The sequence below is a fragment of the Sphingomonas sp. Leaf30 genome, assembly GCF_001422525.1.
Classification (GTDB): Bacteria; Pseudomonadota; Alphaproteobacteria; order Sphingomonadales; family Sphingomonadaceae; genus Sphingomonas; species Sphingomonas aerolata.
In genome coordinates this window covers 119,687-137,161 of record NZ_LMKZ01000005.1, presented here as the reverse complement: position 1 = coordinate 137,161, position 17,475 = coordinate 119,687, and the positions used below count along the sequence as shown (strand labels likewise).

10 protein-coding genes are annotated in these 17,475 nt (G+C 67.0%); 4 read left to right on the top strand and 6 right to left on the bottom strand.

The window, feature by feature from the left end; translation table 11 throughout:
• Positions 1–312 precede the first annotated feature (312 nt).
• The gene (locus tag ASE89_RS10025; RefSeq protein WP_156363419.1) at positions 313–1,182 is read right to left on the bottom strand and encodes an oxygenase MpaB family protein; all 870 of its coding nucleotides are present in this window, start codon (positions 1,180–1,182) and stop codon (positions 313–315) included.
• Between the two features lie 122 nt (positions 1,183–1,304).
• Here ASE89_RS10025 and ASE89_RS10020 point away from each other — a divergent pair, with 122 nt between their 5' ends.
• Both ASE89_RS10020 and ASE89_RS10015 read left to right on the top strand, forming a co-directional pair.
• Positions 1,305–3,116, top strand: a complete 1,812-nt coding sequence (locus ASE89_RS10020) for a DUF885 domain-containing protein (protein WP_056676892.1) — start codon at positions 1,305–1,307, stop codon at positions 3,114–3,116.
• A gap of 11 nt (positions 3,117–3,127) precedes the next feature.
• On the top strand, positions 3,128–5,770 hold the full coding sequence (locus tag ASE89_RS10015; RefSeq protein WP_236701695.1) for a M1 family metallopeptidase: 2,643 nt from the start codon (positions 3,128–3,130) through the stop codon (positions 5,768–5,770).
• Here the strand turns inward: ASE89_RS10015 and ASE89_RS10005 are convergent.
• Positions 5,767–7,956 carry a penicillin acylase family protein gene (locus tag ASE89_RS10005; protein WP_056676887.1) on the bottom strand — a complete coding sequence of 730 codons (2,190 nt, stop codon included), beginning with the start codon at positions 7,954–7,956 and terminating at the stop codon, positions 5,767–5,769. The genes ASE89_RS10015 and ASE89_RS10005 overlap by 4 nt on opposite strands.
• 82 nt (positions 7,957–8,038) lie before the next feature.
• Positions 8,039–9,322 carry a DEAD/DEAH box helicase gene (locus ASE89_RS10000; RefSeq protein ID WP_031396629.1) on the bottom strand — a complete coding sequence of 428 codons (1,284 nt, stop codon included), beginning with the start codon at positions 9,320–9,322 and terminating at the stop codon, positions 8,039–8,041.
• Positions 9,323–9,882: 560 nt separating this feature from the next.
• Here ASE89_RS10000 and ASE89_RS09995 point away from each other — a divergent pair.
• Together ASE89_RS09995 and ASE89_RS09990 are read left to right on the top strand one after the other, a co-directional pair.
• Positions 9,883–13,029 carry a TonB-dependent receptor gene (locus ASE89_RS09995; protein ID WP_056676884.1) on the top strand — a complete coding sequence of 1,049 codons (3,147 nt, stop codon included), beginning with the start codon at positions 9,883–9,885 and terminating at the stop codon, positions 13,027–13,029.
• A 105-nt stretch (positions 13,030–13,134) separates the two neighbouring features.
• Positions 13,135–14,802, top strand: a complete 1,668-nt coding sequence (locus tag ASE89_RS09990) for a glycoside hydrolase family 43 protein (RefSeq protein WP_056676880.1) — start codon at positions 13,135–13,137, stop codon at positions 14,800–14,802.
• 95 nt (positions 14,803–14,897) lie between these two features.
• Here the strand turns inward: ASE89_RS09990 and ASE89_RS09985 are convergent, their stop codons facing one another.
• The 3 genes from ASE89_RS09985 to ASE89_RS09975 all read right to left on the bottom strand — a co-directional run bounded on the left by ASE89_RS09985 (position 14,898) and on the right by ASE89_RS09975 (position 17,421).
• Positions 14,898–15,278, bottom strand: a complete 381-nt coding sequence (locus ASE89_RS09985; RefSeq protein WP_031394795.1) for a hypothetical protein — start codon at positions 15,276–15,278, stop codon at positions 14,898–14,900.
• Positions 15,279–15,399: 121 nt separating this feature from the next.
• A complete protein-coding gene (locus ASE89_RS09980) occupies positions 15,400–16,053 on the bottom strand; it encodes an alpha/beta fold hydrolase (RefSeq protein ID WP_031440721.1) in 654 nt (217 codons plus the stop codon).
• A 66-nt stretch (positions 16,054–16,119) separates the two neighbouring features.
• Complete coding sequence (locus tag ASE89_RS09975) at positions 16,120–17,421, bottom strand: CitMHS family transporter (RefSeq protein ID WP_056408458.1); 1,302 nt, start codon at positions 17,419–17,421, stop codon at positions 16,120–16,122.
• Positions 17,422–17,475 lie beyond the last annotated feature (54 nt).

Genomic DNA, 17,475 nt, shown 5'->3' with positions numbered 1-17,475 from the left:
GATTGCCCCCGTTGTAATGGACATGCGTCACCGATCGTCGGTGCGCGCGGCATCGACAGTCCAGATGACAAGCGTGGACGATATCCGGTCGCCGGCATTACGCCGTAACCGGTCTGAAAACTGCGGAATTCTTGGCGTTCGACTAGGACAGTGTCGGCAACTTCGCTGGCCGGAAGACGATTGACGGACGACAATTTGACCGACCGTCGGCTGGGACTGTTTGTCTACCGGCTGGTATATAAAGCGCCGCGGAAACCTGTCAACCAGATTAACATACCGGCTGGTAGTTTAATCGCGATGGCCGGGGATCGGCTATTGGTCGACAAACGCCCAGCGCAATGTTTTCGCCAGGTTGCGCGTGCCCGACGTGACGACTGGCCGCATCAAGGCGGGCGACCCCGCCAGCCCATGCATTCGCCGCGCCCATTCGGGTAGCAGATCGACCGCGGCCTGCATCACGATACGCTGCACGGGCAGGGCGAGCGGGTTGGCGGGTGTCTGCTCGAGCACGAACCGGGCAACCTCGCGCGTCCGGGCATCCGCGACGAGCTGCGGGCGCATGGTCTGCAGATAACGGTCCGTTCCCGCCAGATCCCGCGGCAGCGATGCGGCGCCGAGCAGTTCGCCGAGCTCGGCGAACGCGGCATAATAGGCGTCCTGCTCGGCCATGCCGAGCCGGCGGTCGCCGAAACGCTGCCACGCGGCGAGGAAGCACCAGGCCTCCGAGACATGGACCCAGGCGAGCAGCGCGGGATCGTCCGCGCGGTAGGGCGTGCCGTCGGGGAGCGTCCCGGCGATGTGCGCGTGCACCGCGCGGACACGCGCGATCACCGCCTCCGCATCGGGGCGCTCGCCATAGGTCGTGACCGCGATGAACCGCGCGGTGCGCCGGAGCCTGCCGAGCATGTCTGTGCGGAAGTTCGAATGATCCCAGACGCCCGCCAGAACTGCCGGGTGCAGCATCTGCAGCAGTAGCGCCGCGACGCCGCCGACCATCATGCTGACCACGTCGCCATGCACTGTGCCGATCACCGCATCGGGCGCGAACATCGCCGCCGCGCTGCGCTGGACCGGTGCCTCGCCGCGCGCCTGGTCGTTGAACAGCGCACGCACCTGCCCGACGATCCGGGCCTTGGCGCCGGAGCTGGCCCGCTCGCGCAGCAGAGTAGGAAGGTCTTTCATCATGGCATGAACGCGCGATCGCCAATTTCGCACCTGACGCTGGAGCGGCCATGCAATTGGCGGTCCGTGATTGCGCTGACGGGATCCGCGCGCGACAAGCACGCATTCGACAGGAGAATGTAATGCGTCTTGCCTTTGCCCTATTGCTGCTGCCCACCGTGCCGATCGTCCTCGCCGCCGCCCCGGTGCCGGTGGAGACGCAGCGCGTCGCGGCACAGGATGCGGCACTGCTCGCATTCCTCGACAAGGCCTATGACGAACAGCTTGATCTTAGCCCGGAATCGCTGACCCAGCTCGGGCTGAAGACGCATTATGATCGGCTCGACGATTATACTGACGCCGCCGCGGTTCGCGCGCAGGCCCTGTCGGAGCGGCAGCTGAAGGCCATGCGGTCGCGGTTCCGCCCCGACGATCTCGGCGAGAGTGCGCGGGTGAGCTACCGGCTGTTCGAATATGAGGTCGACCGCGGCCGGCAATCGCTGCGCTTCCGCAAGCTGCGCTTCCCCGTCACGACCAATGGCAGCCCCGCGGGCGACATCCCGGTGTTGCTGATCAACAACCACAAGGTCGATACGCTCGCCGACGCGCAGGCCTATATCGCACGGCTGCGCGATACCGAGCGCGTCATGCGCGAGGTCAGCACGACGATGCGCGAGCAGGCGGCGGCGGGAATCATCCCCAACAAAGTCAATTTCGCACCCGCCCGCGCCGATGCACGCGCCGTGCTGGTCGGTGCCCCGTTCGACGCGGGCGCGGATTCGACGGTCATGGCCGATTTCCGCAAGAAGGTGACCGCGTTGGCAGTGCCCGCGGCGACCAAGGCGACGTTGCTGGAGGAGGCGCGCGCGGCGCTGACGGGGCCGTTCCGTGCCGGCTATGACCAGCTGTTCGCGACGCTCGACGCGATCGAGCCGCAATCGAAGGGCAATTTCGGGGCCTGGAATCTGCCCGATGGCGCGGCCTATTATGCCGACCGGCTGAAGACCTCGACCACGACCGCGCTGACCGCCGACCAGATCCACGATCTGGGCCTGAAACAGGTCGCCGCGATCCGGCAGGAGATGGAGGCGATCAAGCGCGAGGTCGGCTTCACCGGCACGCTCGAACAGTTCTTCGACAAGATCCGCACCGATCCCCAGTTCAAATATCCCAACACCAGCGCGGGGCGCGAACAGTATCTCGGCGACGCGCGCGGCGTGATCGCATCGGTAATGGCGGCGGCCCCCCGCTATTTCCGGACCCTGCCCAAGGCGCCGCTCGAGGTTCGCGCGGTCGAGAAATGGCGTGAGGGCACGGCGTCCACCGCCTTCTACAACCCGCCGTCGGCGGACGGATCGCGGCCCGGCATCTATTACGTCAACCTGGTCGACATGAACCAGACGCAGAAGGTCCAGGTCGCCGGCATCGCCGCGCACGAGGGCGCGCCGGGGCATCATTTCCAGATCGCACGCCAGCAGGAGTTGACCGGCATCCCCAAATTCCGCAAGTTCGGCGGCTATGGCGCCTATATCGAGGGCTGGGGGCTGTATTCGGAGCGGCTGGCAAACGAGATGGGGGTCTATAAGGATCCCTATGCCCGGTTCGGCATGCTGTCGCTCCAGGTATGGCGCGCGATCCGGCTGGTGCTCGACACGGGGATCCATGCAAAGCGCTGGAACCGCGACCAGGCGATCGCCTATTTCAAGGCGAACAGCTCGGTGTCCGACAAGGATATCGCGCGTGAAGTGGACCGGTATTTCAACTGGCCGGGGCAGGCGACCAGCTACATGGTCGGTCAGCTCAAGATCGCCGAACTGCGCGCGCGCGCTGAACGCGAACTGGGGCCGCGCTTCGACATTCGCGATTTCCACGAGGCCGTGCTGGACCAGGGGGCGCTGCCGCTCGACGTGCTCGACGAACAGGTCGGTCGCTACATCGCCGCGCACCGGCAATAAGGGGCGCGACGATGCATCCGGACACGCCGCGCGAAGCGGACCGCCGCGCCCTGTTGAAGGGCGCGCTCGCACTCCCGGCGATCGGCTGGCCGGGCATGGCGCAGGCGGCCGTCGCCGCCGATCCGCTGACCGGGCCGGGGATATCGCGCTCGCTGGCGCAGCGGCGGGCGGCGCAGGTCGCGCGGGTCCGCTATGCCATCTCGCTCGACGTCACCGCCGCCGACCGTGCGGTCGGATCGGTCGTGATCCGGTTCGACCGGGTCAGGGACAGCGGCGACCTCGTCCTCGATTTCCGCGGAACGATGCTCACCGGGCTGGAGGCGAACGGTGTGGCGGTCCCGGCCACCGCGCGACGCGATGGTCACCTGGTGCTGCCCGCGCGCGTGCTAAAGACCGGAGCTAACAGCGTGTCGGCGCGCTTCGAGACCCCGATCGCGAGCGCAGGCGCCGCGATCATCCGCTTCAAGGACCCGGCCGACGGGCGGACCTATCTCTACACCTTGCTGGTGCCGTCGGACGCCAATCTGCTGTTTCCGTGCTTCGATCAGCCCGACCTGAAGGCCCGCATCCGCTGGGACGTCGTCGCGCCCGAGGGCTGGACGGTGATCGCCAACGGACCGGTCGCCGCGAAGACTCCGACAGGCGCCGCGACCCGCTGGCGGTTCGCGGAGACCGTGCCGATCTCCACCTATCTCGCCGCCTTTGCCGCCGGACCCTGGGTCGGTACGACTTCGTCCCCCGCCGGGGAGCAGCCGATCACGCTCTACGCCCGCCATTCGCGCGCCGCCGAGGTCGATGCCGAGACACAGCTTGCGACCAATCGCGCAGCGGTGCGCTGGCTCGCCGACTGGTTCGGCATCGCCTTTCCCTTCGCCAAGCTCGACCTCGTGCTCGCGCCGGCCTTCCCCTTTGGCGGCATGGAGCATGTCGGCGCGGTCTTCTACAATGAGGACCGCTTCGTCTTCCGCGAACCGCCGACGCTGCCGCAGCGGCTGGCGCGCGACCAGACCATCTATCACGAGATCAGCCACCAGTGGTTCGGTGACCTCGTCACGATGCGCTGGTTCGACGATCTGTGGCTGAAGGAAGGGTTCTCGACCTTCATGGCCGCGCGGATCCAGGCGGACCTGCAACCGGACAGCAACGCCTGGACGACGTTCCTCCTGTCGATCAAGACGCCGGCCTATCGCGCCGACGCGACCAGCGGCACGGCGCCGCTCTGGCAATCGCTCGACAATCTCGATGCGGCCAAGAGCAATTACGGGCCGATCGTCTACAACAAGGCGCCGGCGGTCATCAAGCAACTGGCGTTCTTCGTCGGCGAGGACGGGTTCCGGCGCGGCCTGAACCTGTTTCTCACCCGGCATCGCTATGCCAATGCGACCTGGCAGGATCTGCTCGGCGCGGTGGGCGAGGCGTCGGGCATCGATCTGGCTGCGTTCGGTCGCAACTATGTCCTGCGCGCGGGGCTGCCGCGGATCGAGACCGCGCTGACGCTCGCGCAGGGGCGGATCGATGCGCTCGTGTTGAAACAGCGATCGGAGAGCAGGCTGCCGGGTGATCCGGGCGGCGCCTGGCCGATGAAGGTCCGCGTCCGCCTCGGCTATCACGACCGCGACGACGTCGTGCTCGACGCATGCTTCGAGGGGGCGGTTGCGACCGTCGACAAGGCCGCCGGACTGCCCGCGCCCGACTATGTCTGGGCGAATGACGACGACCAGGGTTACGGCCTGTTCATGCCCGACGACCGGACCGTCGCGTGGATCGCCGCACACGTTGGCAGCGTGACGGACAGCCTCTTCCGCGCGATGCTGTGGAGCGCGCTCTGGGACGTCGTCCGCGACCGCCGGCTGCCGCCCGAACGCTATCTTGCGGTGCTGCTGCGCGAGCTTCCTGCCGAGCGCGACGAACAGATCTCGCGTGCGATCCTGTCGCGCGGGGCGGCGGCGCTCGACGTCTACCTCACCGAGGCGCGTGGCGCGGGGCTCCGGGCGGGCTGGGAGACCGCGCTGCTCGCGCGGATCGACGATGCGGCGATCGGCTATGGACTGCGCAAAGACGCGCTCGATCGACTGATCGCGACCGCGCGGACGCCGCTCGCGCTTGACCGCCTCCGCGCCCTGCTTGACGGCCGCGCGCGACTGGCCGGCGAGCCGATCCGCCAGCCGACACGCTGGGCGATCGTCCGGCGGCTGATCACGATCGACGCACCCGACGCGGGCACGCGCTTCACCGCCGAGCGCGCGCGCGACACCTCGACCGAGGCCGCAAAGGATGCGTTCGTTGCCGAGGCTGCATCCCCGCGTGCCGCCGTGAAGACCGCCTATTTCAAGCGCTATTTCGACGATGCCGCGCTCAACGAGGCATGGGCGAGCGAAAGCCTCGGCGAGTTCAATGCGGACGGGCAGGCGGCGCTGACGATCGGCTTCCTGCGACCCGCGCTCGATCGGCTTCTGTGGATCCGGCAGAATCGCCGCATCTTCTTCCTGCCCGCCTGGATCGACGCGTTCATCGGCGGGCAGGTGAGCCCGGAGGCGCTGCGAGTCGTCGACGACTTTCTTGGCGAGCAGCGGTCGTTGCCAATCGACGTCCGCCGCAAGATCCTGCTGGCGCGCGACGAGCTGGCGCGCACCGTCGCCATTCGAAAGACTTAGCCGCCGGGACGATATCGCCGCGCGACATGCCCCTTTAGCTCGTCGGGGTGGAAATAGACCGGACGCAGCGTGCCGCCGGCGTAGCGCGCGGTCTGGTCGGCGAAGTGTGGGGACGTGATATCGCCGCTCTGGCCGCCGACCATCACCGCCGTCGCCTTCACGCGCGGTCCGAATTCGACGACCGCGACGAAGCTGTTGCCGCTGGTCCCGTAATAGCGCTTCGTCCCCGGCCAGCGCTTGGCGCCGAACGATGCGAGGCTGCCCCATTGCGCGGACGTGAAGGGGATGGGCGTCGATGCGCGCGCATCGTCGAAATGCGGCTGGATCGCGTCGTCGAGCCGCTGGAAGCGGTTGATCGCCTGCCACGGCGTTCGCCAGTCGCCAAAGTCGCGGGTCAGCTGATCGACCGCGGCCGACAGCGCGGCCAGCTTGGCCTCCGGCGTGACGCGCGTGGCGATGTAGTCGGGCACGTTCATCCGCTCAGCCTGTGCGAACCCGCCAACCTCGCGCCACAGCTGATCGCCCCAGAACACCGCAAGGCTGGTAGCCACCGAGCCATAGCCCCAGCGGTGATCCCAGCGATCGAGCAGCGCGATCGGCGCCGCGAGTTTCGCCCGCCGTGGATCGCTGGCAGGCAGCGTCCGCCAGGCGTCGACCAGACCGGGGAGAAGCCGCGCAAAGGCGGGAAGGTAAGAGTCATAGGCGGCGGCACGCAGCGTCTCCGCGGTCCAGCCGCGTTTCCCGGTCAGCAACAGATCTGCATGCACCCCGCGCGCATTGCCGCCGACCTGATCCATGTAGCGGGGATAATCCGCCGCCCGCGGACTGTCGGGTCCGGCCGCGCTCCAGGGCCAGTCATTGGTGTTGTGCACCCAGCCGGTGCGTGGGTTCGCAACGCTCGGCAGCGTGGCGAGCCCGTGCAGCCCGCGCCAGTCGGTCGCCGGGTCACTGCCGTCGACGGGCCGGGTATAGTCGAACCGGTCACTTCTGATCGGCATGAACTGCGGCATCAGGAACGCGATCTCGCCCTTGGCGTCGGCGAACAGCGTGTCGTTTGACGCATTCGCCTTGCGCTGCGCGACCGCCATATAGCCTGCCAGATCGGTCGCCTTGGTCCGCAGATAGCTTTGCTCGAGCGCAGGCACGGGCTTCCACATCAGCGCGGTCGCGATCCAGCGTCCCGCCTTGCTCGCGACGATCGGGCCGTGATGCGTGCGATAGGTCGTGAAGCGGCGCGTGCCCGATGTGCCGTCGGCGTTGCGGACGCGCAGCGTGACGACCCTCGTGGTGACCGGCCGCAGCGCCTTGCCGTAGCGATAGCGATAGCGGTAGCCCGCGTCGCCGCGGACGACCCGTTCGGCGAAGTCATCGACATTGTCGACCGTCGATGACGTGTGCATCCAGCCCGCAGACGGGTTGAAGCCCTGATAGATGAAGAACTGGCCCCAGGTGCTCGCGCCATAGGCGTTGAGCCCCTGGTCGCTCGTCATCTGCGCTTCCGAGCGGAAATAGAAGCTGGTGTGCGGGTTGATCAGCAGCAGCGCATGACCGTTCGCGGTCAGGCGTGGCGCGATCGCGATCCCGTTCGAGCCCGACGGTTCACGCGGTACCATGCCCAGCTCCTCGGGGCTGGGCGGCGTCGGCGTGCCGTAGAAGGTCTTGACGTCGCTCAGCGATATCCGCTCGATATCGCCGCCGATGCTGCCCTCGGTAAAGCTCAGCGCCATCCACGGCTCGAACCGGGTGAGGACCCGTGGCTTCACCTGCGGATGGGTCGCCAGATAATAGTTCAGCCCGTCGGCCCAGGCCTGCATCAGCGTCCGCAACCAGCCGGGGCTTGCCGCATAGTCGCGCTGGAGTTCAGCTGGGTCGACGAACAGCCGCTGCCGCAAATCGGCCCAGACCGCGTCCTCGCCGTCCGCCTCCGCGCTCCGGCCGAGCGCGGTCAGGTAATTCGCCTCGATCCGCGCGAAGTCATCCTCGGCCTGAGCGTAGATCAGCCCGAACACCGCATCCGCGTCGGCTCGGCCGCGGACATGCGGGATCCCCCAATCGTCGCGGGTGATCGTCACGCGTCCCGCCTGCGCCTCCCACCGTGCCCGCTCGGTCGGCGGGGCACTGGGCGCGGTCGTCAGCATCGCCAACAGGATCACCGGCATGCGGGCGTGTCGAACGATCATGGCCATCGCGGCAGCCTAAGCTGCAAACCGGGGAATGACCATGCGTCGCCCCCCGCCGTCACGACGGGGTCGACACGGTGCTCCGCGGTCAGGCGGCCTGGGCGGCCATACGCGCGGCGAGCTTCTCTTCCTCGGTCCACACCTTGCGCTCGCGCGGCGGCTTGGGCGCCTTGACCTGCTTGACCGGGCCACCGCCCAGCACCGGCGCACGCTTGGTCGAGTGACGCGCGACTTCGCAATGCCATTCGTGATCGTCGTGCACGGTCAGCGTGCGCCCGATCTCGCGCTCGACATCGTGCAGCCATGCGCGCTGCTCTGCATCGCACAACGTGACCGCGAAACCGCTGCGGCCCGCACGCCCGGTCCGGCCGATGCGGTGGACATAGCTTTCCGGCAGGCTCGGCAGGTCGTGGTTGAAGACGTGCGTGACCGTGTCGACGTCGATCCCGCGCGCCGCGATGTCGGTCGCGACGAGCACCTGGACGGTGCCGGCACGGAACGCGTCGAGCGCACGCTCGCGCTGGCCCTGCGACTTGTTGCCGTGCAGCGCCTCGGCGGTGATCCCCGCTTCGCCGATGAACGCGCAGACGTCGTTGGCGATGTTCTTCTGGAGCGTGAACACGACCGCCTGGCCGATGTCGGGCGTACGCAGCAGCGCGAGCAGCGCATCCTTCTTGTTCGCGGCATCGAGGAACATCACCGATTGCTCGATTCGGTCGACCGTGGTCGAAGGCGGGGCGATCTCGACCTTCGCCGGATCGCGCAACAGGCTGTCGGCCAGCGTCGCGATCGACTTTGGCATCGTCGCCGAGAAGAGCAATGTGTGCCGGTCCGCGGGCAGGGTCGCGACGATCCGCTCGATCGGCTTGGCAAAGCCCATGTCGAGCATCTGGTCGGCCTCGTCGAGCACCAGCGCCTCAAGCGCCGACAGGTCGCAAAGCCCCTGCTCGACCAGATCGAGCAGACGGCCCGGCGCCGCGACGATGATGTCGACGCCCGCCTCGAGCGCCTTGACCTGGTGAAACTGGCTGACGCCGCCGAAGATCGTCATCACGCTCGGCTTCAGGTGGCGGCCGAAGCTCTCGAACCCGGCGGCGATCTGCGACACGAGTTCGCGCGTCGGCGCGAGGACGAGGATGCGCGCGCCCCCCTTGGGGGCAGGGCGGGGATCGGCGGCGAGCCGGTGGAGCAGCGGCAGCGCGAACGCGGCGGTCTTGCCCGTGCCGGTCTGCGCCATGCCGAGCATGTCGCGGCCCTGCAGCAGCTGCGGGATCGACTGCGCCTGGATCGGCGTCGGGTGGGCATAGCCCTGTTCGGCGAGCGCCTCGAGCAGGAAGGGCGCCAAAGCGAGGTCGGCGAAGGTCGTGGTCATGGTAAAGCGGCGCCTCCGGCGCTGGGCAAGGCCGCGCCTGGTCGGGCTTAGCATTTCGGGAGCGCGCGCTGGTAGGTTTTATGCTGCACTGCGTCAATCTGGAATAGCGGCAACGTGCCAAGGGCATTCGCTTACCGGCGGCAGTGGGCAACCCTTGAGACCAAAATGCGCCACGGACCGCCCCGATCGGACGTCCTTGCCGCCTCCGGGAAGGCCCTGATGGATTGGCCAAACCAAAACCGGCTTGACTCGCTAACCAATCATGGCGAGATACCGGTAACATAAGACTGCGTCAGACGGTTTCATGAGGGAGAGGATGAGTGACCATGAAAGTGTCCGGTCAATGTCGCGGCCGCCAGATCGGCCGGCGGATGCCCCAGGCACGCGTGCCGCTACGGCGCTTGCCCTGAGTCAACTCGGGTAGCCTTGCGCGCCTACCGGCTGATTAAATACGCAAACAGCATCACGTTTTAGCCAAACCGGGACCCGCTTTCCGCGCCCCAGTACCGACTTCGTATGCCGCAACGAACGGCGACGACCCCACAGAGAGGATCCTGATCATGAAGGCATTTAGACAGGCGCGTCTGACGCGTGCAGCCTTGTTGTGCGCTACCACCCTGGCCGTATTGGCGCCGTCGATCGCGCTGGCGCAGACGGTGCCGCCGCCGCAGGAGCAGGTGCCCGAAAATGGTCAGGATCCCGCCCCGGCGACGCCGCCCGCGCCGCAGACCGAGGACACCCAGGGCACGCCCAGCGAGGACATCGTCGTCACCGGCTACCGGTCGAGCCTCGCCAAGTCGACCGACGCCAAGCGCGCGTCGACCGGCTTCACCGATTCGATCTTTGCCGAGGATATCGGCAAGTTTCCCGACACCAACATCGCCGAATCCTTCAACCGCATTCCCGGCATCACGATCACGCGCGACGTGACGGGCGAGGGGACGAATGTCGCGATCCGCGGCCTCGGATCGAATTTCACCAACGTGACGCTCAACGGCGCGACGATCGCGGTCGCGTCGTCGGGTGCGACCGACGCGCAGGGCACGGATCGTTCGGTCGACCTGAGCTTCTTCCCGACCGAATTGTTTACCAAGCTGACCGTCAACAAGAGCTATACCGCCGACCTGCTCGAGGGTGGCGCGGCAGGTAATATCGATCTGCGCTCGGCACGTCCGCTCGACCGCGCGACCGGGTTCCTGAACTATAACGTCCAGGGCACGCGCCAGTCGCCCGAAGACCGGATCGGCGCGCGCGGCGCGCTGATCGGAAGCTGGCGGACCGACACGTTCGGAATCCTGGCCGGCGTCTCGGCACAAAGGTTGTTCACTGATACGCGCGGGTTCGAGACGATTGGCTATACCAATCCGGCGCTGACCGCGGCGCAGTGCGGCGCCACGTCGGGCTGCAACACGACCGGCGGCGGCAACTGGACGATCCCGGCGGTGGTGCCCGCCGGCGCCGGCGCCGGGCTGGTCGCGGGGACGCCGATCGACCGGGCGTTCCTACTCGCGAACAACCCGGGTGCGACGATCCAGCAGATCGACAATGCGCTGCTCCCGCGGCTCGGTCGCACGACCAGCATCCGCGGCCCGCGCGACCGGATCAACGCGATCGTCAGCACCGAATGGCAGCCGACCGATACGCTGCATTTCTACATCGACGGTCTGTACGGCTACAAGAAGAACGAGCTCACGCGTGAGAACATGGCCTGGATCGTCCGCAACGGCGCGATCATTCCGACCAAGCTGACCTTCGACAATCCCGATTGCACGATCGGGTGCGTGGTGACCGGCGGCACGTTTGCAAACGCGCAGTTCTTCAACGAATTCCGCCCCTATACCGAGACCACCAAGCTGGTCAGCATCAACCCGGGCGGCGAATGGGAGATCTCGCCGACGCTCAAGGCCTCGCTGCAGGGCAATTATGCGCGGTCGACCTTCCACCGCGAGAGCCCGACCGTGGGCCTCACCACCCCGCTCGGCGTCGGCAACACGGTCACCTACAGCAACACCGGCGGAATCCCGACGATCCAGAGCGGGCTCGACCTGAACGATCCCGCGAATTTTGGCTGGAACGCGGGCAGCCGGGTCGGCATCCAGGACGAGCGGCGTCTCAACAAGAGCAAGGGCGCGCGCGGCGATCTGACCTGGGGCGGCAAGGCGCTCAACCTGAAGATCGGCGGCGCGTTCGACGACGTGTCGCGGCGGATCCGCGGGTTCGACAACAGCCAGGCGTGGCAGAATGCCGTCTGCGGCAACAATCCCAACGTGTTCGTCGCGTCGCCCAACACCCAGCCGCCCTGCGCAGGCCTCGACGCCCCCGGCGCCGCGCCGGCGGGCTATCCGAGCTATCCCGGCTATGGCACGGGCGCGACCACCGGCCTGGCGGGGCCGGTCAGCTATGGCGGCTCGCTGGTCCCCAATGCGGCGGTGCCCGGCTATCTGAAGCCCGGCCCGGCAGGGTTCGTCACGGTCGACTGGCCGGCCTTTGCCGCCGCCACCAACTATGACAGCTTCCACGATGCGGCGCCCGAGACGGGTGCGGCCAACACCGGCGCCAGCGGCGGTGCGATCCGCGAGGTCGTAAAATCCGCCTTCGCCACGCTCAACGGCGCGCAGCAGATCGGCGACAACACGCTGCGGTTCAATGTCGGTGTACGCTACGTCAACACGATCCAGACGATCACGGGCCGCGTCTCGCTGCCGGATCCGCGCAACACGACCAGCACGGGCGCGAGCTTGCCCGACGGCAGCCGCTACGTGAATATCGTCAGCGAGGTGTCGACGCGCAACGTCTATTCGAAATGGCTGCCCGCCGCGACCTTCGCCTATGACCTTGGCGACCAGGCGGTGGTGCGTGTCGCCGGCTCGCGTACGATGACGCGTCCGGACCCCTCGGCGCAGCTTCCCGGGGTCAACTTCGGTGCGCCGTCGGCGGATCAGGCGAACATCGGCAACCCGGCGCTCAAGCCCTATATGTCGACCAACCTCGACCTCGGTTTCGAATATTATACCGGCCGCGAAGGCGTCGTCAGCTTCAACGCATTCCGCAAGTCGATCGAGGGGTTCACCAACACCGCGATCAACACCGTGCCGTTCGCGGCGCTGGCGCAATACGGCATCACCTTCGACACGCTCAACGCCAACCAGCAGTTCGCGATCCAGTCGCGCGGCGGCCCCGGCGTCGCGCAGGTCCAGGTCACGTCGCAGGTCAACGTCCCCAACAAGCTGACGATCAACGGCCTCGAATTCCAGTGGGTCCAGCCGCTCGACTTCCTGACCCGGATGATCGGCGTCACGGGCTTCGGCTTCAATGCCAATGCGACGATCGTCGATCAGCGCAGCGATGGCCCGGCAACGGCGTTCGGCGTGTCGCCCTTCACCTACAACATCACCGGCTTCTACGAGAAGAACGGCGTGATGCTCCGGGTGGCGACGACCTCGCGTCAGGGCGCACAGAATAGCGGCGCGGCGCAGAACGGTATCCCGGCGGCGGCGCTGTTCGGGACGGACTATACGACCTACGACTTCTCGTCGTCGTTCGATCTCGACAAGATCTTCGGCCTGGCGGGCGCACCGCAGCTGACGGTCAACGTGTCGAACTTCACCGACGCGACGCTGCGGTCCTATTTCCAGTTCGAGAATGCGACGTTCACGCAGTATAAGCCGGGACGTCAGTTCCTGATCGGCCTGCGCGGTACCTTCTAGGACCAACGGTCGGGACGGTCGCCACTGCGCGATCGTCCCGGCAGCCGCTCAAGGACCCGAAGACCAGTCTGTACGCCGCCCGCTCCGGACAAAGGATTCACCCTCATGCGCATGCTCACCCTCGCTCTCATCGCGCTCGCCGGCACCAGCGTCGCGCAGGGCGGTCCGGCACAAACCTCCGCTGTGCCGTCCGACGCATCGCCCCGGTTCAGCCGGTTCAGCTATGAGGGGCGGTCGCCCGGCGCGGCACCATTGCAGCGCAACCAGTATCGCAACCCGATCCTGTCGGGCTATTATCCCGATCCGTCGGTCACGCGGGTCGGCGAGGACTATTATCTCGTCAATTCGTCGTTCGCGCATTTCCCCGGACTGCCGGTCTTCCATTCGCGCGACCTGGTGAACTGGACTCAGATCGGCAACGCGATCGATCGCCCCGATCAGCTCGACTTCACCCACATGCGGACGTCGCAGGCGGTGTTTGCGCCCGACATCTCCCATCACGACGGCGTCTTCTACATCGTCAACACCTGCGTCGAGTGCCAAGGCAATTTCGTCATCACCGCACGCAATCCCGCCGGCCCCTGGTCCGCGCCGATCTGGCTGCCGTTCGAGGGCATCGATCCCTCGATCTTTTGGGAAGGCGACAAGGCCTACATCGTCAACAACCGCGCCCCCGCCGAACCCCCGCGCTATGACGGGCACCGCGCGATCTGGATCCAGGAATATGACTGGCGCAGGGGACAGATGGCCGGCGAGAGCACGCAGCTCGTTAATGGCGGCGTCGACCTGTCGAAAAAGCCGGTGTGGATCGAAGGGCCGCACATCTTCCGCAAGGATGGCTGGTATTATCTGACCGCCGCGGAGGGCGGCACGAGCGTCAACCATTCTCAGGTCGTGCTCCGGTCGCGGACCTTGCGCGGCCGCTATGAGCCCTATGCCGGCAACCCCATACTGACGCAGCGCGATCTCGATCCCGCACGGTCGCGGCCGATCACCTCGGCGGGGCATGCCGAACTTGTCCAGACTCAGACGGGCGAGTGGTGGGCGACCTTCCTCGCAGTCCGGCCCTATGCCGGCGACTATTACAATATCGGTCGCGAGACGTTCCTGCTTCCCGTGACGTGGAAGGATGGCTGGCCGATCATCCTGCCCAAGGGGCAGCGCGTCCCCGAAGTCGCGGCCTCGCCCGGACTGCCCGCGCAGCGCCCGGGACCAGTACCGACGGCTGGGGCCTTTTCCTATGTTGACGAGTTCGACGGCGATCGACTGGCGATGCAATGGGTCGGTGTCCGCACCCCCAAGGCACCCTTTTATCGCCTGACCGGGGGAGAGCTCGTGCTCGGCCGGGGCGCGCCGATGGGCGATCTCGCGGGCGTCCCCGCCTTTGTCGGCCGGCGCCAGCAGCATCACGACGCGACGATCTCGACCACGCTGCGATTCTCGCCGAAAACCGGCGATCGTGCTGGCCTAGCCGCGATGCAGAGCGACAAGGCGCATCTCTTCTTCGGGCTGACTCAGATTGCGGAGAAACCCGTCGTGGCGCTCTATACGACGCAGGAAGGCAAGGAGCAGCTTGTCGCAAGCGCGCCGGTCGATCCGGCGGGCCCGGTCACGCTGACGATCGACGCCACGGGGGGTACGATGCGCTTCAGCTACACGACCGGCACTACGCCGCGCACGCTCGTATCGGATGTCGACGTCCGGTTCCTGAGCACGCGGATGGCTGGCGGCTTCGTCGGGACGCTGGTCGGCCCCTACGCTTGGTCGCGCTGATATCGCGTGGCACCGCTACGTATCATAGCTGCGGGAGCGATGCCGAAATAGGAAAAAGGCGCGGGCCGGCTGACGTGCCGGCCCGCGCCTGAACCTCAGGCCTTCTTGCGCGCGCGCTTCGGGCTTGCGGCTGCGGCGACGTCCTCTTCCTCGTCGGGGCTGTCCTCGCCCGCCTCGGTCAGCGCCTCGCCGAGCGCACGCAGCTTGTCCTGCGACGTGTCAGCCTTTTCCGCGATCTTGGTCGTCGCGGCGCCGAGCCGGTGCAGCAGCGCATGGACGCGGTCGGCGTCCGGCGCGTCCTTCTCGAGCTGCTTGCGCAGCGATGCCAGGTCGCGAAGAATGCCCTTGGCGCCGGGTGTCTCGATATCGGCGAGTGCGGCTTCCCAATCCTCGACCATGTCGGCGCCCTTGGCGGGCTTCGTCGCGTCGAGACCGCGATTGATCGCGTTCATCGTTCCTGCAAATTTGACGGCCATGTCTGCTCTCTCCTAGCCGGTATCGGCGAGCATCAACGCGGTCGGGCGGCGCGAATGTCCCGCCATTCCTATCAACCTGCATCAACATGATCGCATTTTGTTCGGACGCCCGCCGCGTGTGTCAGCGCAACCAGTTGCGCAGCAAGGCGGTGACCTCACCCGGTCGTTCGAGCGGGGCGAGATGACCACAGCCCCGCAGCTCGTGGAACCGCGCGCCCTCGATCAGCGTGGCCAGCGCGCGCGCATCGTCGGGCGTGCAGATCCGGTCGCGATCGCCCACCGCGACGAGCGTCGGCACGTGGATCGCGGCGATCGCATCGCTGATGTCGGGCCGTTCGAGCAGCGCGCGTTGCTGGCGTTCGAAGACCGCCTTGCCGACCCGGTCCGCCATCGCCTGCACCGGGCCCGCCACGATCGCGGTCAGTCGTGGATCGGCATGCGGGGCAGTCGCCAGCAACCCCTGGCCGTCGACCGTCCGCGGACGCATCGTCATCGACGCGCGCGTCCCGAACAGTGCGACACGCAGGACCCGGTCGGGCGCCTGCCGCACCATCTCCATCGCGACATAGCCCCCCAGGCTGACCCCCGAGACCGCGAAGCGCGGCGGCGCCTTAGCGAGCACGCGCGCGGCCATCGCCGACAGCGTGTCGTCCTGCGACAGGTCATGGAACTCGGGCTCGGCGAGCGCGGCAAGATCCATGATCTGCCGTGCCCAGAGTCGCCCGTCACAGCCCATGGCGGGGAGCAGCACGAGCGGGATCGGCGAACGGGTCATGCGGTGTCTCCGGTGGCGGGAAGCAGAGGGCGGATGGCGGGGGGCATCATCGAATGGCCGGACCGGTTAGGCGACGAACGGGAAAGCGAGCGCGATCATGCCCACCACCGTCATCACCGCGCAGACCAGGATCGCCGGCACCAGCGTGAACCGCTGATGATCCGCCAGATCGATCCCGACCAGGCTGACGAGCAGATAGGTCGACGGCACCAGCGGGCTGAGCAGATGGACCGGCTGGCCCATCAGCGACGCACGCGCAATCGCCTCGGGCGCGACGCCGTAATGCGCACCGGCCTCGGCGAGGATCGGCAGCATCCCGAAATAGAAGGCGTCGTTCGAGATGAAGAAGGTGAAGGGCAGGCTGAGCGCGGCGGTGATCGGCGCCATATAGGGGCCCATCGCTGGCGGGATCACGCCGACCACGGCCTTGCTCATCGCCTCGACCATGCCGGTGCCGCCAAGGATTCCGGTGAAGATGCCCGCCGCGAAGATCAGCGACACGACTGCCAGCACGTTGCCGGCATGCGCGGAGATCCGCTCCTTCTGGTCGGCGACGCCCGGATAGTTGACGATCATCGCGATCGCGAAGGCGAGCATCATCAGCACCGACAGCGGCAGGATGCCCCAGACCAGCAGCGTCAGCAGCGTGACGACAAGGGCTGCGTTGAACCAGATCAGCTTGGGCCGGCGCGCTTCGGGATATTGCGACACCGCCATGCCGGTGAACGTGTCGGTCGCGGTGATGCCCGCTTCGCCCATGCGCGCGCGTTCCTTGCGGCCGAAATACACCGCCAGCCCGACGAGGAAGGCGAGCCCTGCGATCATGCCGGGGATGAGCGGCAGGAACAGCGTCGCGGGATCGAGCTTCAGCGCGCTCGCCGCGCGTGCGGTCGGCCCGCCCCACGGCGTCAGGTTCATGATCCCGCTCGTCGTCATCAGCAGGCAGACGAGATACAGGCGGTTCATGTCATAGCGCTTGTACAGTGGCAGCAGCGCGGCGATCGTGATGATGTAGGTGGTCGAGCCGTCGCCATCGAGACTGACGAGCGCGCACAGCACGACCGTGCCGATCAGGATCCGCATCGGATCGCCGTGCACCATCCGGATCAGCCGTCCGACCAGCGGATCGAACAGGCCGGTATCGGTCATCGTCGAGAAGAACAGGATCGCGAACAGCAGCATCACGCCGGTCGGCGCGAGGTTCTTGATCCCGTCGATCATCATCGGGCCGAGACCCGCGGCCTCGCCGGCGAAGACGCCGAAGATCGAGGGGATCACGATCAGCGCGACCAGCGGCGTCATCTTCTTGGTCATGATCAACGTCATGAACGTGGCGACCATCAGGAAGCCAAGCAGGGCAAGGTTCATCGCATCGTCCTAGAAAAGGGCGTGAAAAAGGGGGGTGGGGGCAAAACCCCCGTC